A 26,551-nucleotide genomic window follows, 5' to 3' on the forward strand; every position below is an offset into this window, starting at 1 on the left:
TGTTCAACAGCAGCGCCGCCACACTGGAGCCCCGCCATGTCCACCCCATCCTTCGACCCCGCCAGCGCCCTGGCCCTGCGCAGCCAGTATCGACAGTCCCAGAGCCGCGCCGCGCGCCTGCGACTGCTGGTGGACACCGGCCAGGAGCTGCTGCAACTGCCCCCCGAGCAGATGCGCCAGCGGGTGGTGCAACGGGCCTGTGCCTTTGCCGCCATGGACCACGGGCTGCTGCTGGAATGGGCCGAAGACGGTGTGATCCACACCCGCGCCGCCCAGGGTCATGAAGAGCGCCTGCAAGGCCTGCGCGCCCTGGCCGATCACCCGCAGTGGCCGGAGCCGCCGCCGACCCCGGACAGCGCCGTGCTGCGCGTGCTCTTGCACCGCGCCGACGGCCGGGCCTTCGGCGCCCTGCTGCTGGCCAACAGCGTGCCCATCAGCCCCCCGGACAGCGAAGACCTGGAATCCCTGCAACTGCTGGCCACCCTGCTGGCCGCGCACCTGGAAAACCAGCGCCTGCTGCGCGACCTGCAAGCCCGGGAGCGCAGCATGTCGGAACTGGTGCAGCGCCTGTTCAGCGCCCAGGAAGACGAACGCAAGCGGGTCGCCTATGACCTGCACGACGGCCTGGCGCAAACCCTGGCCGGACTCCATCAGCGCCTGCAGGGCTTCGCCGGGCGCTGTCCGCCGCTGTCCGCAGAGCTGCAGCAGGACCTGCAGACCATCCTGCAACTGGCCCAGGGCTGTGTTGGCGAAGGCCGGCAGTTGATCGGCGGCTTGCGCCCTCACGTGCTCGACGACTTCGGCCTGCTGCGGGCCATCGACCGCGAGGCCGACCGCCTGCGCGACGCCGGTCTGCTGGTGTACTGGGGCCAGCGCGCACCGCAGCGCCTGCCCGACGCGGTGGAAATCGCCCTGTTCCGCATCGCCCAGGAAGCCATCAACAATGTCCTCAAACACGCCCGGGCCTCACAGGTGCACCTGAGCCTGGCCCTGGAGGACGGCCAGGCGCTGCTCGGGGTCAGCGACGACGGTTGCGGCTTCATCAGCTCGCCGGCCCCGGTGGCCGAACAGTTGGGTCAGGTCGCCATGCACGAACGCGCCCATCTGCTGGGCGGCTACTTCAGCTGCGACAGCCGGCCCGGCAATGGCACCCGGCTACTGGCCCGGGTTCCCGTCCAGCCCTTGGAGCCAGCGCTATGAGTACGCTGATACGCCTGGTCCTGGCGGATGATCATGAAGTGACCCGCACCGGTTTCGTCGCCCTGCTGGCGGGCAATCCGGAGTTCGAAGTGGTGGGCCAGGCCAGGGACGGTGAAGAAGCCCTGGCCCTGTGCGAGCAACTGCGCCCGGACATCGCCATCCTCGACATCCGCATGCCGCGGCTCAATGGCCTGGGGGCCGCGCGCCTTCTGCAGCAGCGCCAGCCCGAGGTCAAGGTGGTGATCTTCACCATGGACGACAGCCCCGATCACCTGGAAGCGGCCATGACCGCCGGCGCCGTGGGCTACCTGCTCAAGGACGCCAGCCGCGACGAAGTGATCGGCGCCCTGCAACGGGTGGCCCAGGGCGAGGAAGCCCTCAACAGCGCGGTCAGCGCGCGCCTGCTGCGGCGCATGACCGAACGCGGCAACGGCCAGGCGCCCCAGGTCCAGGCCCTGACCGCCCGCGAGCGCCAGGTGCTGGGGCTGGTGGCCGGCGGCTTCAGCAACCGCGAGATTGGCGAAAAGCTCGGCATCACCACCGGCACCGCCAAGGCCCACGTCGAGCGGGTGATCGGCAAGCTCGGCGCCTCCGACCGCACCCAGGCGGCTGTGCGCGGCATCGCCCTGGGGCTGGTGACCCAGCCCAGCGGGCAGTGGCCATGAACCTGCGCAGCGCCCGGCGCTGGGCCGACCTGCCGCTGCGGGGCAAGGCGCTGGTGGTGATCTCCCTGCCCCTGGTCATCCTGCTGCTGTCGCTGGTGCTGATCTACAGCGCCGAACGCCAGACCGCCCGCGCCGAAGAAGACGTGCGCCGGGTGCTGCTGGTGCAGGGCGACATCCAGACCGTGCACACCCTGCTGGCCGAGGCCGCGGCCAGCGTGCGCGGTTACCTGCTGACCCGCAGCGAGGACTTCCTGCCCGCCTACCTCCAGGCCCGCCCGCAGATCGAAGCCGCCTTGCAACGCCTGGACCGCAACGTGCGCGACACGCGCATGCGCGAGTACCTGCACACCATCACCCCGTTGATCCAGACCAAGCTCGAAGGCCTGGTGGCCCTGCGCAACGGCAGCCGCGACGACAGCGCCACCGTGACCGCGATCCTCATCGACAACAAACAGGTGCTGGACGTGCTGCGTGAACAGATCAGCGCCATGCGCATCCACGAGGACGCGCTGCTGGCCGAACGCACCGCGGCCGCGGCGGCAACCCGCATGCGCCTGCTGTTCGCCACCCTGCTGGCCGCCGGTTGCGGGCTGTTTGGCGCCATCGTTGCGGTGCTGCTGCTGTCCCGGGGCATCGTCACTCGGGTGCAGCAGGTCCAGGGCAACGCCCAGCGCCTGGCCCTGGGTCAGCCCCTGCTGCCGCAAGCCCCGGAACTGGATGAAATCGGCCAGCTGGGTACGCGCCTGGTGGAGGCCGGGCAGTTGCTGGCCGAACGCGAGCGTGCCCTGCGCGACAACGAAGAACGCCTGCGCCTGATCATCGACGGGGTCAAGGACTACGGGATCTTCGCCCTGGACACCGCCGGCATGGTCACCACCTGGAACTTCGGCGCCGAACGGATCAAGGGCTACCGCGACCAGGAAATCATCGGCCGCCATTTCTCCCTGTTCTACCTGCCGGAAGAATGCCCGCAGCACCCGGACATGGCCCTGCGCGAAGCCACCGCCCACGGCCACTACATGGAAGAAGGCTGGCGCTGCCGCAAGGACGGCAGCCGCTTCTGGGCCAGCGTGGTGATCACCGCGCAATACGACGCCAGCGGTGCCCTGCGGGGGTTTTCCAAGATCACCCGGGACATCACCGACCGCCGCGCCGCGGAAATCGCCCTGGGCACCGCCCGCGAAGAAGCCGAAAGCGCCAGCCGCGCCAAGAGCGAGTTCCTCTCGCGCATGAGCCACGAACTGCGCACCCCGCTCAATGCCATCCTCGGTTTCGCGCAACTGCTGGACATGGATTCCAGCGCCGGCCAGCGGCCCCAGGTCGGGCATATCCTGCGGGCCGGCCAGCACCTGCTGGCGCTGATCAACGAGGTGCTGGACATCGCTCGCATTGAAGCCGGGCGCCTGCCGCTGAACGTCGAGCCCATGCCCCTGGCGGCGGTGCTGCATGAAGCCCTGACCCTGGTGTCGCCGATGGCCGCCGACGCCGGCATTCACCTGGCACCACTGCCGGAACTGCCGGTGGACAGCGGAGTGATCGCCGACCGCCAGCGGCTGATCCAGGTGCTGCTCAACCTGCTGTCCAATGCCATCAAGTACAACCGCAGCGCCGGCCAGGTGAGCATCGAGGTGGCGATCAACGGACCGCGCCTGCGTATCAGCGTCATCGACACCGGCGGTGGCATTGCCCCCGATCACCTGGAGCGCCTGTTCAAGCCGTTCGAACGCCTGGATGCCGACCCCAAGGTCGAAGGCACCGGCCTGGGCCTGGCCCTGAGCAAGAGCCTGCTGGAAATGATGGACGGCGACCTCAGCGTGCAGAGCACCCTGGGCAGCGGTTGTCGCTTCAGCCTGGAGCTGCCCTTCGTGCGCCTGCCCGATGCCCCCGCCGCAACGCCTTTTGCCGCTCCGGCACTGAGCCTGCCGACGCCCCAGGCGCCGGCCCGGCACCAGGGCAAGATCCTCTGCATCGAAGACAACCTGCAAAGCCTGGCGCTGATCGAAACCCTGCTGCAGCGCCGGCCGGGGATTCAGTTGCTGTCGAGCATGCAGGGGCAGATGGGCCTGGATCTGGCCCGCCAGCACGCACCGCAGATGATCCTGCTGGACGTCAACCTGCCGGACCTGCAGGGCCTGGAAGTGCTGCAACGCCTGCGAGCCTCCGCCATCACCGCCAGCACACCGATCCTGATGATTACCGCCGACGCCAGCGAGCTGACCCAGCGCACCCTGCGAGAAGCCGGGGCGACGGCGATCCTCACCAAGCCGATCCATGTACCGGCGTTCCTTGCCCACCTCCAAGCCTGCCTAGCGGAGCCCGTATGACTGCCGATATGCGCATCCTGATCGTCGACGACCAACGTCCCAACCTCGACCTGATGGAACAACTGCTGGCCCGTGAAGGGTTGCACAACGTCCTGAGCAGCACCCAGCCGCTGCGCACCCTGGAACTGTTCAACAGCTTCGAACCGGACCTGGTGATTCTCGATCTGCACATGCCCGAGTTCGACGGCTTTGCGGTGTTGGAGCAACTGAACCGACGGATTCCGGCCAACGACTACCTGCCCATTCTGGTGCTCACCGCCGATGCCACCCGCGACACCCGCCTGCGGGCCCTGGCCCTGGGCGCCCGGGACTTCATCAGCAAGCCGCTGGATGCCTTGGAGACCCTGCTGCGGATCTGGAACCTGCTGGAAACCCGGGCCCTGTACAAGACCTTGCGCACCCTGGTGCCGCCGGAGCGCATCGAACTGCTGCGCCCATCCAGGGCCTGAGCTGCCGCACCTGCCGCATCGTGGCACCCTGTAGCCGCTGCCGCAGGCTGCGATGGGCTGCGCAGCAGACCCAAACCGGCTTGCTGATATAACGCAGCGGCCGCTTCGCGACCGTTCGCAGCCTGCGGCAGCGGCTACAGGAATCGCGGGGTTTCAGAGGTCGCGGAAGAACTCGCCGGGGGTGGCGTCGAACTGCTGGCGAAACGCGGCGATAAACGCCGAGGTCGAGTCATAGCCACAGGCCAGGGCCACATCGGTGACCCGCTCGCCCTGCTCCAGCGGGGTCAGCGCGCCGAGCAGGCGCAGACGCTGGCGCCAGGCACGGAAGGTCAGCCCGGTGTCCTTGAGAAACAGGCGGCTGAGGGTCTTCTCCGTGACCCCGAGCTTCTGGCTCCATTGCCCCAGGGTGGTCGGCTGCTCCGGGTGCGCCTGCAAGCTGCGGTAGATCGCCCGCAAGCGCGGGTCCAGGGGCAGCGGCAGCATCAGGTCCAGTTGCGGCGCGGCGGCCAGCTGGTCCAGCAGCACCTGGGCCAGGCGCCCGTCGGCGCTGTCCTCGACATACTCCACCGGCAATTCGCTGAAGGCGCGGATCAGCTCCCGCAGCAGGCTGCTGACCGCCAGCACCTGGCAGCTGTCTGGCGCCGCCCAGGTGGTAACGCTGCAATCGAGGTACAGGCTGCGCATCTCGGTGCGCGGCGAGCTGAACACCCGGTGCGGCACCCCGGCGGGAATCCATACCGCGCGCTGCGGCGGTGCGACAAAGCGCCCGGCGCTGGTCTGGATCTCCAGCACCCCGGCAATCGCGTAGGACAACTGCACCCAGGGGTGGCTGTGGCGCCGGGTCAAGGCGCGGTTGGGCAAGGATTCGGTGCGCCCGTACACCGGTCGCGGCAGACTCGGCAGCCCGGGAATACTGCGGCGGACGATTTTCTCATGTCCTTTAGGCGGCATTAATGGGCTCCTTGGCGTTAGTCGGTAAATTCCAGCCACGTTAGAGTCGCCCCACCGCACTTGGCAACCCCCGGATGATCCCGCTATGACTCGCTCGCGTCTTTTGCCCGACAACTTCACCCTGACCCTGATCGGCGTGGTGCTGCTGGCCAGCTTCCTGCCCGCCAGCGGCCAGGTGGCGGTCGGCTTCGGCTGGCTGACCAACCTCGCCATCGGCCTGCTGTTCTTCCTCCACGGCGCCAAGCTGTCGCGCGAGGCGATCATCGCCGGAGCCGGCCACTGGCGCCTGCACCTGCTGGTGTTCAGCCTGACCTTCGTGCTCTTCCCGCTGCTGGGGCTGGCGCTCAAGCCGCTGCTGTCGCCGCTGGTGGGCAACGACCTGTACCTGGGCATGCTGTATCTGTGCGCCCTGCCGGCCACGGTGCAATCGGCCATCGCCTTCACCTCCCTGGCCCGGGGCAATATCCCGGCGGCCATCTGCAGCGCCGCCGCGTCGAGCTTGTTCGGGATCTTCCTCACCCCGCTCTTGGTGACCCTGCTGCTGAACGTGCACGGCGACAGCGGCTCGACCCTGGATGCCATCGTCAAGATCAGCGTGCAGTTGCTGCTGCCCTTTATCGCCGGGCAGATTGCCCGGCGCTGGATCGGTGCCTGGGTCGGGCGCAACAAGAACTGGCTGCGCTTCGTCGACCAGGGCTCGATCCTGCTGGTGGTCTACGGCGCCTTCAGCGAGGCGGTGAACGAAGGCATCTGGCAGCAGATCCCGCTGTGGGAACTGGGCGGGCTGCTGGTGGCCTGCTGCATCCTCCTGGCCCTGGTGCTGCTGGCCTCGAGCTTTCTCGGCAAGCTGTTCGGCTTCGACCAGGAAGACCGCATCACCATCCTCTTCTGCGGTTCGAAAAAGAGCCTGGCCACCGGCGTGCCCATGGCCCAGGTGCTGTTCGCCGGCAGCACCATGGGCGTACTGATTCTGCCCTTGATGCTGTTCCACCAGATCCAGCTGATGGTCTGCGCGGTGCTGGCCCAGCGCTACGCCAAGCGTCCGGAATCGGTGGCCGAGCTGATGGGCCAGGTCGACCCGTAACCTTTCCTGCAAGGCGGCCCGGCAGCTTGCCGGGCCTGCGCGCAGATGGCGATGAAGCGTGCGCAATGGCATGATGCCGCGGCGAAAATCATCAAGGACCGCTGATGTTTCCCCATCGAATTCAAGCCCCCAGCCAGGCCGACCTGGAACTGCAGGTTAGCGTCCGCCTGGAGGCCGATGACCAGGCCCAGGTCATCGTCCAGTTCGCCAAGGCCGAACAGTACGACGGCGAACTGCTGAGTCAGCTCGACACGCTCTGCGCCCGTTTCGGTGAACGCCTCACCGTGCGTTTCTATAGCCATTACCCGGGCAGTGCGTTTGATGCCCGGGTGTTGCTGGCCCTGCCCCATGTGCAGTCCCTGAGCCTGGACTGCCTCGACACCCTGGATCACTACGAGGCCATCGGCCGCCTGCCCCTGCTTCGGGAGTTTGCCCTGCAGGTGATCAGCGCCGACCTGCCTGAACTGCTCAGCCTGCCCAACCTGGAGCAACTGCACAGCCTTTGGCTGTCCCTGGACAAGGGCCCGGCGATTGAACTGGCGCCGCTTGGCTGGATGCCCGAGTTGCACAGCCTGAGCATCAGCGTGCAGAGCCATCAGCTGGATGTGCTGAGCCAGTGCCCGAGCATCAGGCACCTGAGCCTGCATCGCCTGCCGGCCAAGACCACCCTGGGCATGGTGGCCGGCATGGCCGGGCTGCGCCGCCTGGCGCTGAGTTTCGGCAGCCGCGAGAGCATGCCGGAGTTGCACAACCCCCAGGTCACGGATCTGGAGATCCTGCGGGTGCGCGGCCTCCACCAACTGCAACTGGATGGCTTTCCACAGCTTGAGGTGCTGAAGATCGAGGACCAGGCGCAACTGCGCCAGCTGGATCTCGCCGGACTGGCGCGGCTGCACAAGCTGAGCCTGATCAACCTCAAGAGCCTGGGGGAACTCAGCGGCCTGAACACCTCGAACATCGCTGACCTGCGCATCATCAAGGCCCCACAGATGGATCTGCTGACACTGATCGACAGCCAGCTACCGACCAGCGTCCAGCACCTCAAGCTGCTCAGTGGCAAACGCGCCGTGGATAAACAGCTCGAAGCCCGACAACAGCAACTGGGCATCCCTGAACCCCGCGGCCCGTACTGAACGCCGCCCTCTCGTAGGAGCGAGCTTGCTCGCCAAGAACCTCAACGATAACGCGCACTGGCAGGGGATAGGCGGCGCTTTGGAAAGCATCGCGAGCAAGCTCGCTCCTACAGATGGGCATTAATCTGACCGTTCCAACTATTCTGACCTGATAAGGAGATCCCATGTCCTTTGTTCCCCGCTTTACCGAACTGCTGCTGACGCACCTGCAACAGGAAGAACGCCAGCGCATTCTCAAATCGATTGTTGTCAGCGTCGCTCCGGAACTGTGGCTGAGCCTGGAATCGGCGGCATTGCTGGACATCAATCGCGAGCATTTCGGCCTCGGCGGCCAGTTGGATGAACGCGACGACTACCGCCCCAGCCACATCAGCGTTCCTCGCTGCAACGTCCCGCGCTGGCTGATCGCCGCCGAGCGGCGCAAGGTGGATATCTGGGTCGAGGACAGCTACGGCGAAAAGGCCTCGACCGCCATCGAGTTCAAGGTGGTGCACAACAACAAGAACGCCTATTACAAGATCTGGGAAATCCGCAAGGACCTGGTCAAGCAGATACCCCGCACCAGTCCCGATGAGCGCATCGAGCGCTGGGGCATCGTGCTGCTGAGCTACTCACGCTTCTACAGTGACCAGCAAGGCAACTACAGCTATGGCAAGTTCGACAGTTGCCAGGCGTTTCTCGACGCTTTCGAGAATGGCCTGAACGACAACAACGAGTGGTACGCCGACGCACCGGAGCTGGAACTGGAGATGAAACCGACCCAGATAACCAATCTGGACAGCGCGAATTACATCGAACCTGGGAAAGGCTCGGGGGTGTATCTGGCACTGGTCCGGTGCAAGGCCTGAGGCTTGCCTGCAGAGCCCAAACCGCTGCGGTTTACCCACACCGCCGTGGAGCGCATCAGTGCTTCGCGGCTGTGCTAACGTTCGCCAACGTCCCGGCTTGAAACCCTGCCCATGTCCATCACCGACAACCTCCTGGCCTTCACCCTGGCCGCTACCCTGCTGACCCTGACCCCGGGACTGGACACCGCCCTGGTGCTGCGCACCGCCACTGTGGAAGGCAAGCAACAGGCGCTACGCGCGGCGCTGGGGATCAACGCCGGTTGCCTGCTTTGGGGCGCGGCCGTGGCTTTCGGCCTGGGGGCCTTGATTGCGGTGTCGGAACTGGCCTTCAACCTGCTGAAATACTGCGGCGCGGCCTACCTGGCCTGGCTGGGGCTGAACATGCTGTTGCGCCCACGCCGCTCGTTTGCTCCGGCAGACGCAGACGGCAATCCCGGGGCCAACTGGTTTCTCAAGGGCATGCTGGGCAATGTGCTCAACCCCAAGGTGGGGGTTTTCTACGTGTCCTTTCTGCCGCAGTTCATTCCCCAGGGACAGCCGCTGGTGCTCTGGACCTTCGGTCTGGTGAGCATCCACGTGGTGCTGGGGCTGATCTGGTCCCTGCTGCTGATTGGCGCCACCCGCTCCCTGAGCGGGGTGCTGCAGCGGGAAAAGGTGATCCAGTGGATGGACCGCACCACAGGGATGATCTTCGTGCTGTTCGCGGCTCGCCTGGCCTTGAGCAGGCGTTGAACATCGCTCCCCTCAAACCTCAGCCAGCACCGCTCCACGCTCTTCCAGCAACTTCACAAAACTGCTCAAACTCTGGGACACGGTGCCGCGCCGCCAGACCAGCCAAGTGCGCAGGAAGCGAAAGCGCGGCGACAGCGGCCAGACGCTGACCGTGGCGCAGCCGGGCATGCTTTCCAGCATGCTGCGGGGCATCAGCGCCAGCCCGGCACCGGCGCTGACGCAGGCCAGCATGCCGTGGTAGGACTCCATTTCGTGGATCTTGCCCGGCACCGCGGCGTCCTGGGTAAACCAGCTTTCGAAGTGATGACGGTAGGAACAGTTGGCGCGAAAGGCGTAGATGCTTTCGCCGTTGACTTCCCGCGCTCGGGTAATCGGCGCGTGCCCCAGGGGCGCAATCAGCACCATTTCTTCCTCGAACACCGGCAGCCCTTCCAGGGCCGGATGACGCACCGGGCCGTCGACGAAGGCCGCCACCAGACGGCCGGAGAGCACGCCTTCGATCATGGTCCCCGAGGGGCCGGTGGACAGGTCCAGTTCGACCTTGGCGTATTGCTGGTTGTAGGCCGCCAGCAGCGCCGGAATGCGCACCGCCGCCGTGCTTTCCAGCGAGCCCAGGGCAAACGGGCCCTGGGGTTCCTCGCCGGCCACGGTCAAGCGCGCTTCGGCCACCAGGTCGAGAATGCGCCGGGCGTAGTCGAGGAAGTTCCACCCGGCGGGCGACAGGCGCAGGCGGCTCTTCTCGCGGATAAACAGTTCCACCCCCAGGTCCTGCTCCAGTTGCTTGATCCGCGTGGTCAGGTTCGACGGCACCCGGTGGATCAATTGCGCGGCGGCGCTGATGCTGCCCTGCTCAGCAACGGCCTTGAAAATTTCCAGCTGGACCAGATCCACTTCATTCTCCAAACGTGAACGACTCGCTTAATATTATTCAGTTTTCAGCAAAGAGCCAGCACCGTAACCTGCCGTCATTCCCACCCTGCAGGACGGTGCCATGAGCCTTGTTTCCAGTCACACCCACGCCTTGTCGATCAACCCCGCCAGCGGCGAGCAGATCGGCGCCTACCCCTACCAGTCCGAAGCGGAACAGGACGCCACCCTGGAGCGCGCCGCCCGCGGTTTCGCCCAGTGGAAACGCCAGAGCGTCGCCGCCCGCGCCGCGCACCTGACGGCACTGGCCCAGGCCCTGCGGGACAACAGCGAGGCCATGGCACGGATGATCAGCCTGGAAATGGGTAAGCCCCTGCCCCAGGCCCGCGGCGAAATCGAAAAATGCGCCCAGCTGTGCCTGTGGTACGCCGAGCACGGCCCGGCCATGCTGGCCCCGGAAGCGACCCTGGTGGAAAACAACAAGGCGCGCATCGAGTACCGCCCCCTGGGCCCGCTGCTGGCGGTGATGCCGTGGAACTTCCCGATCTGGCAAGTGCTGCGCGGCGCGGTGCCGGCGCTGCTGGCGGGCAACACCTACGTGCTCAAGCACGCGCCGAACGTCATGGGCAGCGCTTACCTGCTGCTGGACGTCATGCAGCGCGCCGGTTTCCCTGAAGGCGTCTTCGAGCTGCTCAACGTCACCCCGGACGGCGTGTCCCGCGCCATCGCCGACCGCCGCGTCGCCGCCGTGACCCTCACCGGCAGCGTGCGTGCCGGCATCGCCATCGGCGCCCAGGCCGGCGCTGCGCTGAAGAAATGCGTGCTGGAACTGGGCGGTTCCGATCCCTTTATCGTGCTCAACGACGCCGATCTGGACGAAGCGGTCAAGGCCGCAGTGATCGGCCGCTATCAGAACACCGGCCAGGTCTGCGCCGCCGCCAAGCGCCTGATCATCGAACAAGGGGTGGTCGCGGAGTTCACCCGCAAATTCGTCGAAGCCACCCGCGCCCTGGTAATGGGCGACCCGCTGGCCAGCGACACCTACCTCGGCCCCATGGCCCGCTTCGACCTGCGCGACGAGCTGCACCAGCAAGTCCAGGCCACCCTGGACGAAGGCGCCACCCTGCTGCTGGGGGGCGACAAGGTCGAAGGCGCCGGCAACTACTATCAGCCCACGGTGCTGGCCGACGTCACCGAGCAGATGACCGCCTTCAAGCAGGAGCTGTTCGGCCCAGTGGCCGCCATCATCAGCGCCCGCGATGCCGAGCACGCCCTGGAGCTGGCCAACGACAGCGAGTTCGGCCTCACCGCGACGATCTTCACCCAGGACCTGGAACGGGCCCGGCAGATGACCGACGAGCTGGAAACCGGCGGCGTGTTCATCAACGGCTACAGCGCCAGCGACCCTCGGGTGACCTTCGGCGGGGTGAAAAAAAGCGGCTTCGGTCGCGAGCTGTCGCACTTCGGCGTGCGCGAGTTCTGCAATGCGCAGACGGTGTGGCTGGATCGGCGTTAAGGCCGGGCACGGGGCTTGAGCCGCCGGCCAGGCCCTGATGCCAACGGACATTCAGCACTGGCGAGGGGGCTGACACCCTCTGCGCCAGTTCTTGATTGAGCGGCATGGCTTTAGGCAGCGCAATGCCCTGATTCGCTCAGCGAGTCGCCCACCCTGCTCAGCGAAACTAAGCCCGATCTTGCTGTTTTTTCAGAATTTTCTTGAAGCCCTGCCTGCCCCGACCTTTCTATGATGTTTCTTTTTGATATCACCCGAGGTCCGGCATGTGCGCCCCCGCTCAAAAATTCATCGTTCGCCTGCCTGGTGAGCTTCACACCCAAGTCAAGCGCATCGCCAAGCAGGAAAACCGCAGCATGAACAATGAAATCGTCGACCGACTGGAAAAGTCACTGGTCGCCACCGACGCCCGAGGCCACGACGAAAAACTCATCACTATCCTGCTGAGCAAGATCGAATCCCTGGAACAGCAGATCGAATCCCTGCAAGTGAATCCTCCTGAGTCAAACCCGTAACCCGTAACATCTCCCTCCAGCAGGGCCGGCGTGCGCCTACCGGCCCTGTGTATGTGTGCCTTTACCCCCGCGCCGCAGCTTGTATGATGGCGCCTGCCCGACAGCACCCAGCGGCAACCGCCAGGCCCTTGCCTGATGCCCGCAGGGCTCCCGCGCTGTTCCTCACTACACACTCAGGTCGACGATCGTAGCCTTCTCAGGAACCTCCCCCGGCTTCTGCCATGGGGACCGCGTCGCCTTCTAGGATTGTTCATGAGCCGGACTCACCCGACGCCCCCCACACGCGCCAGCTCCACAGGATTGCCTTTCAATCGCCTGACCCTGGGCCTGTTGCTGGCCGGTAGCCACGCGGTGGCCAACGCCAGCGGCACCCAGTTACCGACCCAGACCGTCAGTGGCGAAGAGCAATACGGCTATCGCGCCGACAGCGCCTCGGTGGGCGGCTTCAGCGAAACACCGCTGCTGGACACCCCGGCCTCCATCAGCGTGATCAACGAAGAGCTGATCAAGGACCAGCAGGCCCGGCTGCTCAGCGAAGTACTGAAGAACGACGCCTCGGTGGGCCAGAGCTACGCGCCGGTGGGCTACTACGAAAACTTCGAGGTGCGCGGCTTCTCCCTGAACGCGGCCAGCAGCTACAAGATCAACAACCGCACCATCACCGGCGAGCAGAACGTCGCCCTGGAAAACAAACAGCGGGTGGAATTGCTCAAGGGCCTTTCCGGCCTGCAAAGCGGGGTCAGCGAACCGGGTGGCTTGATCAACTACGTGACCAAGCGGCCCACGGATATCCGCTCGGTGACCGTCTCCACCGACGATCGCGGCAGCGGTTACCTGGCCACCGACGTCGGCGGCTGGTTCGGCAGCGAACAGCAGTTCGGCCTGCGCGCCAACCTGGCCCATGAAGACCTGCACTCCTACGTCGAGCACACCAACGGCCAGCGCGACTTCGCCTCCCTGGCCCTGGACTGGAACATCAGCCCCGATGCCCTGCTGCAACTGGATATCGAATACCAGAACAAGCAACAGCGCTCGGCCCCGGGCTATCAACTGCTGGGCGGCTCCAGCCTGCCCCACCACGCCTCGCCGAAAAAGCTCCTGGGGCACCAGAGCGGCTCAAAGCCGGTGACCAATGAATCGCTGAACATCGGTGGCAGTTTCGAGTACCGCTTCAACGACAACTGGAAGGGCAACCTCAGTGCGTCCCGCAGCCGGGTGGTGATCGATGACTACAGTTCGTTTGCCTGGGGCGGCTGCACCACCGGCTGCACCAATGCCAACGGCAACTACTTCAGCCCGGAAGGCAACTACGACATCTACGACTTCCGCAGCCCCGACGACACCCGGCGCAACGATGAAGTCCAGGCGGTGCTCAACGGTCGTTTCGACACCGCAGGCCTGGGCCATGAGTTGAGCGTGGGGACCAGTGCATTTCGCCGCGTGGTGGACCGGCGCGAGTCCATCAATCAATGGGTTGGCACGGGCAATATCCAGAGCGAGCCGGAAAACTTCGACCGCTACAACGGCGCCCTCAACGACACCCACAAACGCCTCGACAGCCGCCAATACGGCCTGTTCCTCAGCGACCGCATCAGCTTCAACGAACAGTGGCAGACCGTTCTCGGCGGACGCGAAGTACGCCTCGACGAAGAGAGCTTCGACAAGGACGGCGTGCGCGATCGCCACACCCAGCGCTATGTATTCCTGCCCCAGGCCGCGTTGATCTACAAACCGATCAGCGAACTGTCGCTGTACACCCAATACAGCAAGGGCCTGAGCCTGGGTGGCCAGGCCCCCTGGTTCGCCAGCAACAGTGGCGACACCCTGGCCCCCACCGTCTCCCGCCAAATCGAAACCGGGATCAAATACGACTGGCAGCGCATGAGTTTTACCGCCGCCCTGTTCCAGATGCGCCAGGCCTACCAGTACTCGCGCCCGGACGCTGCAGGCGGTTTCACCTACGTCCAGCAGGGCCAGCAAAAGAACACCGGCCTGGAGCTCTCCGCCAACGGCTGGGCCACCCAGCGCCTGCAGATTGCCGCCAGCGTCGCGGCGATCCGCTCCCGGGTCGAGGGCACCGGCACCCCGGCCTACGAAGGCCACCAGACCCTCAACGTCCCCCGCCTGCGGGCCAGCCTCCAAGGCGACTACGCCCTGCCCTGGCTCGACGGCCTGGCCCTGCTGGGCGGCATGCAATACAGCGGCAGCAAATACGCCGACCGCCAGGGCAACGTCGCCACCGGCGCCTACGCCATCTTCAACATCGGCAGCCGCTACAGCACGCGCATTGATGGCTACGAAACCGTGTTCCGCCTGACCGTGGACAACCTGTTCGACAAACGCTACTGGCGCGATGCAGGGGAATACATGGGCGACGACTACCTGTTCCAGGGCGCGCCGTTGACGGCGCGGTTGAGTGCTTCGGTGAATTTCTGATGCAGCGCCAACCGCCTAGCGAGAATACGCCTCTCAAGTTAGCCCCTGTATTGTATGAGCCGGCTTGCCGGCGAAGGCGGTCTCAAGGACACCCTCGCTGGCAAACCAGTGACTATGCGAATCTGTCAGGCATGCACAAAAAAGCCGGTCATCAAGACCGGCTTGTCAGCGCCTGGTCTGCTCGCCATCAAACCGGCTGCAAAGCCCGCAAGGCTTCAGGGTACTGGCTGGCCACACGCAGCAGCGTTTGAGCCGCGCCTGTCGGCTGGCGCCGGCCTTGCTCCCAATCCTGCAGTGTACGCAGGCTGACCCCCAACAGCGTGGCGAACGCACTCTGAGAGAGCCCCACCTTAGCCCGGGCCTCTGCCGCCCCGGACAGTTTTACCACCGTTGCACGCGCCGCCTTGCCGGCTTTCATCTGGCCCACCGAAGTCAGCAAATCCTTCTGAAACTGCTGCAGTTCATGGTCCATGACTGATTCCCTCTTTCAATTGATTCAGAAAGCCGATGGGCAGATTGTCTAACTTCGCCTTGGTGTAGACAATCAGCAACCAAATAAGACCTTCCGAAAGCAGGTTGTAGTAGATGACTCGTGTGCCGCCGCGCTTGCCGATGCCACTGCAAGACCAGCGCACCTTGCGCAGCCCTCCAGTACCGGGGATGACGTCTCCAACCCATGGGTCTGCGACCAACCAGGTGATGAATTCCAAGCGCTCGGTGTCATTCCAGATCGGCTCGGCGTAGCGCTTGAAGACCTCGGTTTCGATAACGGTATACATGGCTCCACCATCTACGGCAAGGCCGTACAGACGAACAGACAGGCATCCGTCCGACACAACCTGCTGGCGCTGGAAAAACCAATACTCCTGCCGCAACCAGGCATCGCAAGGGGTGGACGTTTGATCTACTCATCACCGAGGGTGGCGGCAATCATCGAGGGCAGCCACTGCTTACCGAAAATACAGATTTGCCTTACAGGCTCGGAACCGATTTACAGGCGAAGGTGTCCTCAAGAGAGCCGTGGTAAGCCACGGTGCATCACTCTGCAATGACTCGAAGCTGCCAACCTGCTTGATCGGCTACTTGATCGGCTACTTGGTCGTTTACTTGGTCGCTCTGGCGGCAGCCCCAAGGAGGATCACACGTCCAACCACCAGTTCAACAACGTCTCGTCCTCATCGTCGTCGAGGTTTTTATAGACATTGGCGTAGTACCACTCGATCCCGGTTTGCTCGCGGAAGCGATCGAACACCGCGTTGATAGGGTCCATGCCATTCCTCGCGGGAACAGCGAATGACAGGTTCCCTTCGAACAGCCCATCCAGGGTTCCGCCCAGCTCACCAGCGACCTCGTTTTCAAGCGCACTGACCACCGCCGGATCAATGTAGTCGGCATAAATCTGAATGCAGAAATTCCCGCCCCGCTTCAGCACTTGCGCCGGCGCATCGGGATTGCGGATTGAAACGATATCGCCCCGCGCCAGGTTCTGTGCCAGCCCCGGTGAAGACAGCAACTCGTAGGTATCCTCATCGATGCGCCGCGCCAGCAACTCCTCGCGAACGGCGCCATCGTCATCGGCCATGTACACCTGGATCAACACAGGGGATTGCTTGTCATCCATACGAGGCTCCACAGTTTCCAGGTTCAACACCTGATCCTTGTTCCGTTACCCAGCGCTTCCATCCCCCTGCCTCAAGGCAACGGCGCAAAGCTCCCACCGCCCTCATTCCACCGAAACCCCGGAAACGTGCAGTCCTTGAAAACAATCCGCAGTTGCTCCCCCTCACCCTGCAACTGCAAGGTATCCACCCCCTGATTCGGACAGCCCGGTGCCGCGATCGCCAGGCTCACCAGCAACTTGCCACTGGCCTTGTCCATCACCTCCACCGTCGTGATCCGCTGATCATTGCCCGGCATCGGCACCTGGAAATACCAGCGTTTGGTGGAAGCACTCTGCAACAGCGTGGTGACCGGCTGCGGCCACGAGCGATCCGAATCCACCAGGCCCACCAGCTTCAGCGCAATGGGCAAGGACTTGCCCGTGCGATAACTGGTCCAGGTGCCGCGCACCTGCTCCTGCTGGCGGGAGTTCAGCAAGTCATTGAACTGCAGACGAGCCACCGGTAGGCCCTGCTCGTCCAGCTCATCCATGGCCAGCGTCTTGTTGCTGTAGCTGAAGGTCGGCTTGAGGCGGATCGGCGTGCGATAGCGCTGATAGGCATAGGTGCCCTGGTAGACCGCATTCTGGCTACCCAGGGTCAAGACAATCGCCTGCTTGCCCAAGGTCCCCTCATACACCCCATGGGACGCCTGCGCCGGCAACAGCCACAGCGCCAACACCAGCACCGCCAGCCCCCGAGCAAAATCAAACCCACGCATCAGAAACGCTCCTCGCCCGACGACAGATATTCCAAACGCTCAGGGGTGATCACCCGGTAATAATCCCAACGCCGAGTGCGCTTGTCGTAGTTGATGAAGTCCTGCTTGCTGAACTCCATCTGGCCACTGGGGGAAAAGCGCAGATCACCGTCCACCGCGAACTGCTCCAACTGCGGATGACGCCGATAGGTCCGCAGATCCCGGCTGTACAGGTAGTACTGCGTGGGCGAGCACCACACCCGGCCATCCGCCTCCCCCACGCGATAGCCCTGGACCTGAAAGTCCATCCGCGCCTCGGCATGAAAATGCCCGAAGGTCAGCGTCCTGGTGCCCACGGACGACAGACACCACTGCCCGCTAATCTCCTGCACCCGCTTACCGGTGGCCCGGCTGATCACCCGGATACTGTCCACCTGCGCCACTTCCTCCCCGGCCTTGCGCGCGGCATGCACACTGAAATAGAAATCCCGATCAAACACCGGCTGCAACAACTCCCCCTCAAAAGCCTCCCGCTGACTGTCGCCAAAGCGCGTCACCCGCTGCAACTGCAACGGCTGCTGCGTGCCCGTGCGCAAATCCACCAGACTGCCCTGCAGCGCCTCTGCCCCCTCGGCGAACGGCTGCAACGACACCGCCGTCGCCGGCAGGGTCGGGTTGTCCATGATGTTGATCAAGAGCGCGGAGCCGGAATGGAAAGGCGTGGATTCCAACGCCATGGGCAAGCGCTCGGACTCGGAGAACCAATAGCCGGACATGCCGCCGCCGTATTGGGAGTCGTAGGTGAGCGCCAGTTCAACCGGCGTGTCGCCGAGGGTGCCGCGGTAGGTGGTGGTGGGGTTGGCTTGGGCGGTTGGAACTAGCAGCGTGATACCCAGCAAAAGCGCTGTGGTCAGGCGGGATAGGAGGTGCTGCAGGCGATGCAGATAACTCGGTTTGTCAGCCCTTGTTTGCGTACTGCTGCCGATGGGCCGGGTCATGCCTGCGCTCCTTGCGATGGGGAAAAGGGGCGCAGGATAGCAAAATAGTTCTGGTTTTACGGGTAAAGAAAGTGGCCCCTAAGCGACGCTCGGCATTGACGCTCTCTTGCTGTTCAACCTGTTAGAGCAACAGTACCGCAATGGCAAAAGCAACCCAACCCAGTTAATAGTGACAGGTCGAAAGCGACCAAATCGTCCCCTTTTTATCTTTCAGTGATTTATAAACGCATAACAAGGCATTGCTGTTCGTGCAGTGCCTTGTTACACGGCCTCATTAAATCGCTTTGCGGTTCACACTAAGGGTGGCAGTCCCAGCTCTTTCAGAAAGGCATTGTGTTTGTCCCGTGCCACCTGAATGTTTTTTTCCAATGTGACCAGTTCGGTATTCACGGTTTGTAAATCGATCTCAGCCTCTACGCTCGCCGTGCTGATGTAGCGAGAAATATTCAGGTTGTAGCCGTTCCTCTCGATCTCCTCCATCTCTACCCTACGGGCATAGCGAGGCTCCTCCTTGCGGAACTGGTAAGTTTCGATAATCTTGGCGATGTTCTCATCGGTCAGTTGGTTCTGGCGTTTACCTTTGATGAAGTGTTCAGCCGCGTTGATGAACAACACATCGTCCGGTTGCTTGCACTTTTTGAGCACGAGAATGCACACCGGAATACCTGTTGAATAAAACAGGTTGGAGGGCAAGCCGATCACCGTGTCGATGTGGCCGTCTTTTAGCAGCTTAGTGCGGATGCGCTCCTCAGCACCGCCTCGGAACAGCACCCCGTGGGGCAGGATGATGGCCATCACACCCTCGTCTTTCAAAAAGTGAAAGCCGTGCAATAGAAAGGCAAAGTCGGCAGCCGATTTGGGGGCCAACCCGTGGTTTTTGAAGCGCATGTCATCTGCTATGGCTTCTGTTGGGTCCCAGCGGTAACTGAAGGGCGGGTTGGCGACGATGGCATCGAACGTGGGTTTTTTAGCGGGGTTCAGCTCGCGCAGAATGTCCCAGTCGTTGCTCAAGGTGTCGCCGTGGTAAATCTCGAACTCGGTGTCCTTCACCCCGTGCAGCAGCATGTTCATGCGGGCCAAGTTATAGGTGGTGATGTTCTTTTCCTGGCCGTAAATCTTGCCAATGCCTTGCGGCCCCATGCGCTTGCGCACGTTAAGCAGCAGTGAGCCAGAGCCACAGGCGAAGTCCAGCACGCTCTCCAAGCGTTTTTTGGCTCCAGTCTTAGGGTCCTGACTGTCTAGGGTAACGATGGTGGAAAGGATGTCGGAAATTTGTTGGGGCGTATAGAACTCGCCCGCCTTCTTGCCTGATCCAGCGGCAAATTGGCCTATCAGGTATTCATAGGCATCGCCAAGCGCATCAATATCCGTGGAAAAATCTGCCAGACCCTCAGCGATCTTCTGGATGATGGTGCAGAGCTTGGCGTTGCGCTCCGTATAGCTCCTCCCCAGCTTGGGGGAGCCTAAATCGATTTCCGAGAAAAGGCCTTGGAAGGTGCTCTCAAAGGACTCGGTTTCTATGTATTTAAAGCCCGCTTGCAGCGTAGTTAGTAGTTCGTCGTCCTGGGTGCGGGCCATATTGGCGATGCTATTCCACAGGTGTACCGGCTCAATGACGTAATGCACCTTACGGCGCATCTGCTTCTCGAAAGCAGGGATATCCGATTTGTTCTTCTCATACCAGACTTGCAGAGGAGTCGACGCTCCCGTTCTTAGCAAAACGTCAACGGGCAACCCTGGATAGTCTTTTCCGAGTTCCTTCTTGGCCGCTATCTCGTAGTTGTCCGAGAGATAGCGCAAGAAGAGGAAGGACAGCATGTAGTCGCGGAAATCATCCGCATCCATAGCTCCGCGCAATTGATCGGCAATGGCCCAAAGAGTTTGGCCGAGTTGTTTTCTGTTGGTGTCATTCATGTGCTGGTTTCGCTTATAGGTCTGGGTTTGGTGCAGCAGCCGTCGAGGCTAGCTCCGCACCCAATAAGTCAGGTAGGGCAAATTTAAATGTACTGATGAAGTCCCTGAGAATGCGGCGAAACAGCTCTTTGTTGTCCTCACCCATCTCGGTCGGTTCATGGATGGCGTATTTACCATGACTCAGCAGTTGGAGAGCACGGTTGTAGAGCGCTGTGTCTTCCTCACTCGCGAGTGCTTTAAGGCAGAAAGAAATATCGGCATGGCCAAAGAACGAGGCCGTTTTTTCCATGATGCTGCGCAACGCATTGAAGTGATAGGTGTAGAGCTTGCCTGAGTTGTAATCGGCGGCCACCTGTAGTTCGGAGAGGGCCGCAACATGATGGAAAAATGGCGTATCCTCAGTGGCCTGTAAGGTAAAGCTACCTTCACCATTCGCACGGTGCAGGTAGTAACGTTTATGAGACACCTTCGGCTCCCCTTCCTTAGCCCGCCCAATCTCATTGCACATGACATTGAAAAAGAGGGCGTGGTGGGAGGAAAAAACAATCTTTATGGGAGCCACTGCGCCATTCTGGCCTTCTCTACTCGCTGCACGACGAAGAAGTTTGGCGAGGTCGCAGGCGACGGAGATGGCGTTATTATCGTCCAATGATGAAATCGGGTCGTCGATATAGACGTGCTTCACCGCCGGATAACCTTCGGGATATTTCAAAAGCTGTTCACAGATGGCCATGAAGACGCACCAAATGAAAATATTCTGCTCACCACGGGAGATTTTGATATTCGACTGCTCGCCTTTGCGGAAGCTAACGAACACAGGTCTGGAAAAGAATTCGTTGCCCTGCTGCACTTCTTGGAATGTGAAATCAAAGTCAAAGTCTGCGTAGCGCTTTAAGTACTCATCAATAGCCGGTTCTAAAGGCTCGTTCTTGAAACCATCAAAGAACCGCGATGCCTGGTTTATTTCTAGGCCGCGAATGGTGCCGTTTTCAATGTCATTGTCCCAAGTAAACAGATCTTCGGTGTAGGCGTTGAAGTAAAGGGTATCTGCGAGACCATCCGGATTTTTTTTTGTCTTACGCTTTCCAATATCCTTGAATTCCATCGAGAGCCGCGTCTTGCCGGTGCGATTGTAAGCATAGACGAGGATGAGATCTGCCCCACCTAGGTCGTCGCGCAGCTTCCTTGCGAGTGTATTTAGGTTGGCATACTTATTGATCTTTGGCTTGTTTCTCATACCTCAACCTCCTCCATGGACGGAAAAAGCTGCTGTATTAGTCCCCTCTTGTGAGTCTTTAGGGCTTCGCACTTTTGGGTTTGTGCGGTGATCAGGGCATCAAGGGTGGAGAGGCAGTCGGCGATGCGTTGTTGTTCGGCAATTGCTGGATGAAGCAGCCGGATGTTTCGCAAGGCTTCCAATGAGATTTCTTGAAATGTGCTGCCTTTCCTAACGGCAAGAATTCGGCCGTGAACAGATTGGCATCGAAGCGCTTGAAGAAGAAACTCAGAGGGACCTTGGGGCCTAATCCTCGCGGTTCCCTGCGTTAAGTTAGCAACTGGTATGTCTTTAGGGACGATCTGAGCTACGCCAATATTTCCTCTGAGAGAAAACACAATATCGCCCGGCATTACTTCTGATCTTCGGTATTTTTCGGCGATAACATCAGACGTGCGGGCCAGATTGGCGAGGCAAAGCTCAGAGTTTAAGTCTGAACTTTTTATATATGGCATTCCGTCTGGAATATGTGCTCCTGCTTGAACGATGCCATAAGAGATTTTGGCTGTGCACAAATTTTCGAGAGTGTCTTCGTCCCATTCGCCAGCATTTTTGAATTCGGGAAAGCGGAGGCGGGGTTGAGTTTCGCCTTCTCGGGGGAAAAGCTGTTGCATCAACCCATTCTTATGGAGCTTAAGCGCTTCCACTTTACGGGCTTGCGCGGCGATCAGATTGTCGACCGAGCTAAGGCAATCGGCGATTTTTTGTTGTTCAGTTGGTTGCGACGGAAGCGGCAAACATCCAGACAAAAAAGTCGTATTTGTAATCTGAAGCGTGTTCTTCGCACCCTTTTGGCAAAGCGGCGAAAGAAAGGCCTTCGACCGGTTTGGCGATTCAAAATAAGCTTCTATTATTAAACCCAGATACGGATTGGCCGGAGTGAAGACGCCGTAAAGTGGGGAGAGTGCGACCTCTTCATCGAATTTGCACTGCTTCACTATGCCGTAAGGGAACGCCTTCAACGGACTTTTCGTGTAGACGACATCAAACCGCCGCCCGATGGTGTAGCGAGAGGTGTCAGCCGCTGCAAAACTGCGGCCCAAGAGTTCGATCTGGTTGACGATGCCGTATTCCATTGAAACTGAAAAAACATCACGGCCAGCGGTGTTCTTGATTTTGTGTTCTTTAAGGGTCTTCGAGAGCGGGTCATATGACCATGGTTTGTCGAAGCCCGGAAAGCGCAGCTTCGGCAACAACGCGGGGTTGCCAGCTACCTTTGTGTCTGTCGTTTTTATTTTACTACTCATACGCGCTGAGTCCTGAGATGTCGCGGCCTTGGGCGCGTTTGGTAAGGAGGGGCTGTAAGTCTTCCATGAGGGAAAGTTCAGCTTGGGTGCGGGCTTTCCAGCCTAGGTCGAGCGGAGCCATAAGGTCACTGAGCTGTTCGCCGTCGAAGATCATGCGTTGCAGAATGCCATCCACAAAACCTTGTAACGCTGATGGGTCCAGGTGATGCTTGCTAGCGATCTCGGCGAGCTCTGTGGCGTCTTTCTGTTGCTTGAAGCGGCTATAACCGTCACGAATCGCGGTTTCGCTCAGGCCTTCACCGGCCTTGAGGGTGGCGATGTAGGCGGCAATGTCTTCGCGCTCATTCATAAATTTGGCATCTGCCTGGATCAGGGTAATAAGCTGATCGCGGCTCATCTTCTGCTTGCTTGGCTCTTGCTGCGAGAAGCGCGACATCAACCCCACAATATAGTCGTAGTCAATAACTGCAGAGGCGAAGAGCACGAACTCGAAATCGAGTTGGTCCACTGCATCGGTTTTGCCATCTTCGTTATTACCGCTCTTATCTTGCTGGGCCTTAAGGCGTTGGGCCGTCTCCAGATAAGCACCGCGAAAGCCAAGCAAGCTTTCCTTAGGCAGAATCTGTTCGATGGCAGCAGCGTTGTCCGCGGTGAGGTCGGTGTATTGGTCGAGCTGGGTTTTGAGTCGCTGTACTTCCTTGAAGTGGCTGATAAAAGCGACACGGGCATCGTCGCCTTTCAAGTTATATACGGCCTCAGGTGAGCAGGCCACGCCTTGCGATTGCATAAAATCATCTAGCTTTTGTACGGCAGCCTGTAGTTTTTCAATCACCACGGGGGCTTTGTCCACCAGCCAAATTTCGCGGGCCTGCGGGCTGGAATTTTCACCAGAAAATAGGCTGATGGCTGCATCCACTGCCTCTTGCTGATGGCGAAAGTCGAGGATGTTGCCGAACGGTTTTATCCCAGTAGGGCCCTTGTCGGGTGCCTGAGTGCAACTGAGCACACGGTTGGTACGCGAGAAGGCCTGGATCAAACCGTGGTACTTGAGGCTTTTATCCACGTACAGGGTGTTCAGGTATTTGGAATCGAAGCCGGTTAGCAGCATATCGACCACGATGGTGATGTCGATTTTCTGCGCATGCGGGTGGTCGGCATTTGGCCATTGTTGGTCTTTAATGCGTTTTTGCACATCTTGGTAATAAAGGTCGAACTCGCTGATGCTGTGGTTGGTGCCGTAGCGGCTGTTATAGTCGGCCAAGATGGCTTTGAGCGCCTTTTTTTTACCTTCCGGATCTTCTTCGTTGTCGTGCTTCTCTTGCGGTAGGTCTTCCTGAATTTGTTTGACGTCCGCATTGCCTTCGGCAGGCGGCGAGAATACGCATGCGATATTCAGCGACTGATAGTCAGAGTCGGCCAGTTGTTTGGCGTGTTGCAGTTCGGCAAACAGGCTATGGTATTCGATGGCGTCGTTGATACTGGCCGTCGCCAAAATGGCATTGAAACGGCGCTGGGTGGTAGCCATGTCGTGTTTGGCGAGAATGGCTTCAACCACTGCTCGCTTTGCTAAGCCTTCCCCAGGCTTGGGTGTTCTCTTGCCTTCTGGTTTGAAGTAATCGATATGGAAGCGCAGCACGTTGGCGTCTTCAATCGCGTGGGTAATGGTGTAAGCGTGTAGCTGCTTCTGAAACAGTTCATCCGTAGTTTGGTAAGACGCCTGCTGGTCTTCCACTTTTACCCGTGAGGAGTTCTCTTCAAAAATGGGCGTGCCGGTAAAGCCAAACAGCTGGGCCTTGGGGAAGAATTCTTTGATGGCTTTGTGGTTATCGCCAAACTGGGAACGGTGGCATTCATCGAAAATAAAGACAATGCGTTTGTTGCGCAGTGGGGCCAACAGTTCTTTGTAGGTGGGCCGGTTGTTGCGCTGGCGCTGCTTGTTGCGTTTACTGTTTTCATCCAGGGCGAGGCCGAGCTTCTGGATGGTGGTGACGATGACTTTGTCTGCGTAGTCCTCGGACAGCAGCCGACGCACCAACGCAGCGGTGTTGGTGTTTTCTTCGACGCAACCTTCCTGGAACTTATTGAATTCCTCACGGGTTTGGCGGTCAAGGTCTTTGCGGTCCACTACAAAGAGGCATTTCTCGACCTCCGGGTTGTCCTTGAGCAAGGTGGACGCTTTGAAGGACGTGAGTGTTTTGCCGCTGCCGGTGGTGTGCCAGATATAGCCGTTACCACAGTTTTGCTCAATGCAGTCGACAATGGCTTTGACGGCATAGACCTGATACGGACGCATCATCATGAGCTTCTGCTCGCTCGCTATCAGCACCATGTAGCGGCTGATTGTTTGGCCAAGCGTGCATTTGACTAGGAAGGTCTCGGCGAAGCGGTCGAGGTAGGTAATCTTTTTGTTCGCCTCGTCAGCAAACTGATAGATGGGCAGGAAGCGCTCATTAGCGTTGAACGAGAAGTGACGGGCGTTATTGTTGGCAAAGTAGTAGGTATTGTCGCGGTTGCTGACGATGAACATCTGCAGGAAGCAAAGCAAGGTTTTGGTGTAGCCGTTGCCGGGATCGTTTTTGTATTCGACGATTTGCTCCATGGCGCGGCGCGGATTAATACCCAGAGTTTTCAGCTCAACTTGAACGCACGGCACACCGTTGATGAGGATGACCACATCGAAACGGTGGTGGCTGTTATCGGTGTTGATGCGCAGCTGACTGATCACCTCGAAGGAGTTTTTGCACCAGTCTTTGATATTGACCAGTGTGTAGTTCAGCGGGGTGCCGTCTTCTCGGGTAAAGGCATTACGCTCGCGCAGAGTACGCGCCGCAGCAAACACATCAGGGGTAACGATCTCGTCGAGCAGGCGAGCAAATTCGCCATCAGTGAGGCGAACGCGGTTGAGGGCCTCGAATTTCTCGCGAAAGTTGCGCTCTAGCGAGGTACGGTCGGTGATGTCGGGGCGGTAGGTGTACTTGAGCTCAATTAGCTTGTCGATGAAGCCCTGCTCGATTTTTTGCTCACTCATTGAGGGTGCTCTGTGCTTTTCATATGGCCCGTAGTAAAACATGACTATTGCGAATCACCACGTGTTAGCTGGAAAAGGCCTACGTTCGTTGTACGTAGGAGTAGTTGAGCTGCACGATGCTCATACTTTTTTTGCGGTTGCCGCGATCGCTACCGTGGGATAGAGCTGCTACGGCGTACGCTTAGCACAAGCCCCGCTCCGTCAAGACTCGCGCTACACGGTGAACGGAATCTCCTGGAGCTCGGTCTGGGCTATACCGTCTTTGTCAAAACCACCTCCCCCTATCACGGATATATCACGGGCTAGGTAGCTTACACAGGGACTCTTCACGGGCAGCGACCATCCATTTCTGACCGCGCTCTGCAGATTACCATCGGCAGCTATGGGTAGTTCACAACCAATCATGATTACCACGCGTGCTGGGCAGATCAAATACAAATGAGCAGCCAAGTGGAGTGCCGTTGCTCACGGAGCAAAAAAACGATATTAACATTAAAAATCAACACTTTACTGAGAGCACTCAGATTATGCAGTCCCTTAATCCCATAAGACAGCACTCCGACACCACGACAGTAGCCTGCTGCCAGCCCTAGCTTGCAACTTACGACAGAGCGACCAATATCAGTGCGCAGAACACAGGGACGATTTGATCAACAGGTACCGCTCACACGCATACATGGAAGGTTCGTAGCCATGGGTGGCGATGGTGCTGGAATGATCATTGCGTGTCGTCCTCCACAGATAGAGAGCTACTCACTAGATCACGCTCGAACTGTTCGATACTGGACAGTCTGGTTTCCGCTCGGCAGACAATGATTCTAGTAATTTAAATTCGGCAATGCCCATCGGCTGGCTCTTATCACCTAGGGCATACTCAACCACTACCTTTTTTTGAGCTTACACAGCAATAGTCCGATGGCGGATTTGTTGTGTTCGATTTTTGACCTGCCAATTCACAACGACCATATAGAACCCAAACCACTTCAGATGCTCTGATTTTTAACTTTCCGACC

22 protein-coding genes are annotated in these 26,551 nt (G+C 60.4%); 11 read left to right on the forward strand and 11 right to left on the reverse strand.

Features of this window, described 5'->3' with window-relative positions:
- Window positions 1-36: 36 nt before the first annotated feature.
- Genes WIN67_RS19570 through WIN67_RS19585 form a run of 4 tightly spaced genes read left to right on the forward strand, consistent with a single transcriptional unit; the run spans window position 37 to window position 4,638 of the window.
- Window positions 37-1,200, forward strand: coding sequence for a sensor histidine kinase (locus tag WIN67_RS19570; RefSeq protein WP_102881734.1), 1,164 nt, complete (start codon window positions 37-39; stop codon window positions 1,198-1,200).
- The gene (locus WIN67_RS19575; RefSeq protein WP_102881735.1) at window positions 1,197-1,865 is read left to right on the forward strand and encodes a response regulator; all 669 of its coding nucleotides are present in this window, start codon (window positions 1,197-1,199) and stop codon (window positions 1,863-1,865) included. The genes WIN67_RS19570 and WIN67_RS19575 overlap by 4 nt, the downstream gene beginning before the upstream one ends.
- Window positions 1,862-4,189 carry an ATP-binding protein gene (locus tag WIN67_RS19580; RefSeq protein ID WP_339069900.1) on the forward strand — a complete coding sequence of 776 codons (2,328 nt, stop codon included), beginning with the start codon at window positions 1,862-1,864 and terminating at the stop codon, window positions 4,187-4,189. The genes WIN67_RS19575 and WIN67_RS19580 overlap by 4 nt, the downstream gene beginning before the upstream one ends.
- Entirely contained in the window at window positions 4,186-4,638 is a 453-nt protein-coding gene (locus WIN67_RS19585) for a response regulator (protein WP_102881737.1), read from the forward strand. The genes WIN67_RS19580 and WIN67_RS19585 overlap by 4 nt, the downstream gene beginning before the upstream one ends.
- A gap of 153 nt (window positions 4,639-4,791) precedes the next feature.
- On the opposite strand, the gene WIN67_RS19590 is transcribed toward WIN67_RS19585, so the two are convergent.
- Window positions 4,792-5,589, reverse strand: coding sequence for an AraC family transcriptional regulator (locus WIN67_RS19590; protein WP_110596085.1), 798 nt, complete (start codon window positions 5,587-5,589; stop codon window positions 4,792-4,794).
- 85 nt (window positions 5,590-5,674) lie between these two features.
- Between WIN67_RS19590 and WIN67_RS19595 the strand changes: the two genes are divergently transcribed.
- From WIN67_RS19595 to WIN67_RS19610, 4 genes are all read left to right on the forward strand, one after another.
- Entirely contained in the window at window positions 5,675-6,673 is a 999-nt protein-coding gene (locus WIN67_RS19595; RefSeq protein ID WP_339069901.1) for a bile acid:sodium symporter family protein, read from the forward strand.
- 104 nt (window positions 6,674-6,777) lie between these two features.
- On the forward strand, window positions 6,778-7,806 hold the full coding sequence (locus WIN67_RS19600; protein ID WP_339069902.1) for a hypothetical protein: 1,029 nt from the start codon (window positions 6,778-6,780) through the stop codon (window positions 7,804-7,806).
- 164 nt (window positions 7,807-7,970) lie between these two features.
- The gene (locus WIN67_RS19605; RefSeq protein WP_339069903.1) at window positions 7,971-8,654 is read left to right on the forward strand and encodes a hypothetical protein; all 684 of its coding nucleotides are present in this window, start codon (window positions 7,971-7,973) and stop codon (window positions 8,652-8,654) included.
- A 111-nt stretch (window positions 8,655-8,765) separates the two neighbouring features.
- A complete protein-coding gene (locus WIN67_RS19610; RefSeq protein WP_339069904.1) occupies window positions 8,766-9,386 on the forward strand; it encodes a LysE family translocator in 621 nt (206 codons plus the stop codon).
- A gap of 12 nt (window positions 9,387-9,398) precedes the next feature.
- Here WIN67_RS19610 and ptrR read toward each other — a convergent pair whose 3' ends face one another.
- Window positions 9,399-10,277, reverse strand: coding sequence for a putrescine utilization regulator PtrR (gene ptrR, locus WIN67_RS19615; RefSeq protein WP_102881744.1), 879 nt, complete (start codon window positions 10,275-10,277; stop codon window positions 9,399-9,401).
- Window positions 10,278-10,377: 100 nt separating this feature from the next.
- Here ptrR and WIN67_RS19620 point away from each other — a divergent pair, with 100 nt between their 5' ends.
- The 3 genes from WIN67_RS19620 (at window position 10,378) to WIN67_RS19630 (ending at window position 14,717) form a co-directional block, all read left to right on the forward strand.
- A complete protein-coding gene (locus WIN67_RS19620; RefSeq protein WP_339069905.1) occupies window positions 10,378-11,769 on the forward strand; it encodes an aldehyde dehydrogenase family protein in 1,392 nt (463 codons plus the stop codon).
- A 263-nt stretch (window positions 11,770-12,032) separates the two neighbouring features.
- A complete protein-coding gene (locus WIN67_RS19625) occupies window positions 12,033-12,281 on the forward strand; it encodes an Arc family DNA-binding protein (protein ID WP_339069906.1) in 249 nt (82 codons plus the stop codon).
- A gap of 252 nt (window positions 12,282-12,533) precedes the next feature.
- Window positions 12,534-14,717, forward strand: coding sequence for a TonB-dependent siderophore receptor (locus tag WIN67_RS19630; protein ID WP_339069907.1), 2,184 nt, complete (start codon window positions 12,534-12,536; stop codon window positions 14,715-14,717).
- A 187-nt stretch (window positions 14,718-14,904) separates the two neighbouring features.
- Here the strand turns inward: WIN67_RS19630 and WIN67_RS19635 are convergent, their stop codons facing one another.
- The 9 genes from WIN67_RS19635 to WIN67_RS19675 all read right to left on the reverse strand — a co-directional run bounded on the left by WIN67_RS19635 (window position 14,905) and on the right by WIN67_RS19675 (window position 25,538).
- Window positions 14,905-15,189: a helix-turn-helix domain-containing protein gene (locus tag WIN67_RS19635; RefSeq protein WP_015636246.1), complete on the reverse strand. Its 285-nt coding sequence runs from the start codon at window positions 15,187-15,189 to the stop codon at window positions 14,905-14,907.
- Window positions 15,179-15,496, reverse strand: a complete 318-nt coding sequence (locus tag WIN67_RS19640) for a hypothetical protein (RefSeq protein ID WP_047288019.1) — start codon at window positions 15,494-15,496, stop codon at window positions 15,179-15,181. Before WIN67_RS19640 ends, WIN67_RS19635 begins: the two co-directional genes overlap by 11 nt.
- A gap of 359 nt (window positions 15,497-15,855) precedes the next feature.
- Window positions 15,856-16,338 (reverse strand): DUF4265 domain-containing protein, encoded by a 483-nt coding sequence (locus tag WIN67_RS19645; protein WP_339069908.1) that lies wholly within the window; start codon window positions 16,336-16,338, stop codon window positions 15,856-15,858.
- Between the two features lie 71 nt (window positions 16,339-16,409).
- Window positions 16,410-17,096 carry a hypothetical protein gene (locus WIN67_RS19650; RefSeq protein ID WP_339069909.1) on the reverse strand — a complete coding sequence of 229 codons (687 nt, stop codon included), beginning with the start codon at window positions 17,094-17,096 and terminating at the stop codon, window positions 16,410-16,412.
- On the reverse strand, window positions 17,096-18,073 hold the full coding sequence (locus tag WIN67_RS19655; protein WP_339069910.1) for a hypothetical protein: 978 nt from the start codon (window positions 18,071-18,073) through the stop codon (window positions 17,096-17,098). Before WIN67_RS19655 ends, WIN67_RS19650 begins: the two co-directional genes overlap by 1 nt.
- 291 nt (window positions 18,074-18,364) lie before the next feature.
- Window positions 18,365-19,987, reverse strand: a complete 1,623-nt coding sequence (locus WIN67_RS19660; protein ID WP_339069911.1) for a type I restriction-modification system subunit M — start codon at window positions 19,985-19,987, stop codon at window positions 18,365-18,367.
- Window positions 19,988-20,000: 13 nt separating this feature from the next.
- Entirely contained in the window at window positions 20,001-21,224 is a 1,224-nt protein-coding gene (locus WIN67_RS19665; protein ID WP_339069912.1) for an AAA family ATPase, read from the reverse strand.
- Window positions 21,221-22,510 (reverse strand): restriction endonuclease subunit S, encoded by a 1,290-nt coding sequence (locus tag WIN67_RS19670; RefSeq protein ID WP_339069913.1) that lies wholly within the window; start codon window positions 22,508-22,510, stop codon window positions 21,221-21,223. Before WIN67_RS19670 ends, WIN67_RS19665 begins: the two co-directional genes overlap by 4 nt.
- Window positions 22,503-25,538 (reverse strand): type I restriction endonuclease subunit R, encoded by a 3,036-nt coding sequence (locus tag WIN67_RS19675; RefSeq protein ID WP_339069914.1) that lies wholly within the window; start codon window positions 25,536-25,538, stop codon window positions 22,503-22,505. Before WIN67_RS19675 ends, WIN67_RS19670 begins: the two co-directional genes overlap by 8 nt.
- Between the last annotated feature and the right edge of the window lie 1,013 nt (window positions 25,539-26,551).

Source organism: Pseudomonas idahonensis, from assembly GCF_037903935.1.
Classification (GTDB): domain Bacteria; phylum Pseudomonadota; class Gammaproteobacteria; order Pseudomonadales; family Pseudomonadaceae; genus Aquipseudomonas; species Aquipseudomonas danubii.

Coding starts and splice junctions, on each gene's coding strand:
- WIN67_RS19570 (WP_102881734.1), top strand. CDS start 37: ATGTCCACCCCATCCTTCGACCCCGCCAGCGCCCTGGCCCTGCGCAGC.
- WIN67_RS19575 (WP_102881735.1), top strand. CDS start 1,197: ATGAGTACGCTGATACGCCTGGTCCTGGCGGATGATCATGAAGTGACC.
- WIN67_RS19580 (WP_339069900.1), top strand. CDS start 1,862: ATGAACCTGCGCAGCGCCCGGCGCTGGGCCGACCTGCCGCTGCGGGGC.
- WIN67_RS19585 (WP_102881737.1), top strand. CDS start 4,186: ATGACTGCCGATATGCGCATCCTGATCGTCGACGACCAACGTCCCAAC.
- WIN67_RS19590 (WP_110596085.1), bottom strand. CDS start 5,589: ATGCCGCCTAAAGGACATGAGAAAATCGTCCGCCGCAGTATTCCCGGG.
- WIN67_RS19595 (WP_339069901.1), top strand. CDS start 5,675: ATGACTCGCTCGCGTCTTTTGCCCGACAACTTCACCCTGACCCTGATC.
- WIN67_RS19600 (WP_339069902.1), top strand. CDS start 6,778: ATGTTTCCCCATCGAATTCAAGCCCCCAGCCAGGCCGACCTGGAACTG.
- WIN67_RS19605 (WP_339069903.1), top strand. CDS start 7,971: ATGTCCTTTGTTCCCCGCTTTACCGAACTGCTGCTGACGCACCTGCAA.
- WIN67_RS19610 (WP_339069904.1), top strand. CDS start 8,766: ATGTCCATCACCGACAACCTCCTGGCCTTCACCCTGGCCGCTACCCTG.
- WIN67_RS19620 (WP_339069905.1), top strand. CDS start 10,378: ATGAGCCTTGTTTCCAGTCACACCCACGCCTTGTCGATCAACCCCGCC.
- WIN67_RS19625 (WP_339069906.1), top strand. CDS start 12,033: ATGTGCGCCCCCGCTCAAAAATTCATCGTTCGCCTGCCTGGTGAGCTT.
- WIN67_RS19630 (WP_339069907.1), top strand. CDS start 12,534: ATGAGCCGGACTCACCCGACGCCCCCCACACGCGCCAGCTCCACAGGA.
- WIN67_RS19635 (WP_015636246.1), bottom strand. CDS start 15,189: ATGGACCATGAACTGCAGCAGTTTCAGAAGGATTTGCTGACTTCGGTG.
- WIN67_RS19640 (WP_047288019.1), bottom strand. CDS start 15,496: ATGTATACCGTTATCGAAACCGAGGTCTTCAAGCGCTACGCCGAGCCG.
- WIN67_RS19645 (WP_339069908.1), bottom strand. CDS start 16,338: ATGGATGACAAGCAATCCCCTGTGTTGATCCAGGTGTACATGGCCGAT.
- WIN67_RS19650 (WP_339069909.1), bottom strand. CDS start 17,096: ATGCGTGGGTTTGATTTTGCTCGGGGGCTGGCGGTGCTGGTGTTGGCG.
- WIN67_RS19655 (WP_339069910.1), bottom strand. CDS start 18,073: ATGACCCGGCCCATCGGCAGCAGTACGCAAACAAGGGCTGACAAACCG.
- WIN67_RS19660 (WP_339069911.1), bottom strand. CDS start 19,987: ATGAATGACACCAACAGAAAACAACTCGGCCAAACTCTTTGGGCCATT.
- WIN67_RS19665 (WP_339069912.1), bottom strand. CDS start 21,224: ATGAGAAACAAGCCAAAGATCAATAAGTATGCCAACCTAAATACACTC.
- WIN67_RS19670 (WP_339069913.1), bottom strand. CDS start 22,510: ATGAGTAGTAAAATAAAAACGACAGACACAAAGGTAGCTGGCAACCCC.
- WIN67_RS19675 (WP_339069914.1), bottom strand. CDS start 25,538: ATGAGTGAGCAAAAAATCGAGCAGGGCTTCATCGACAAGCTAATTGAG.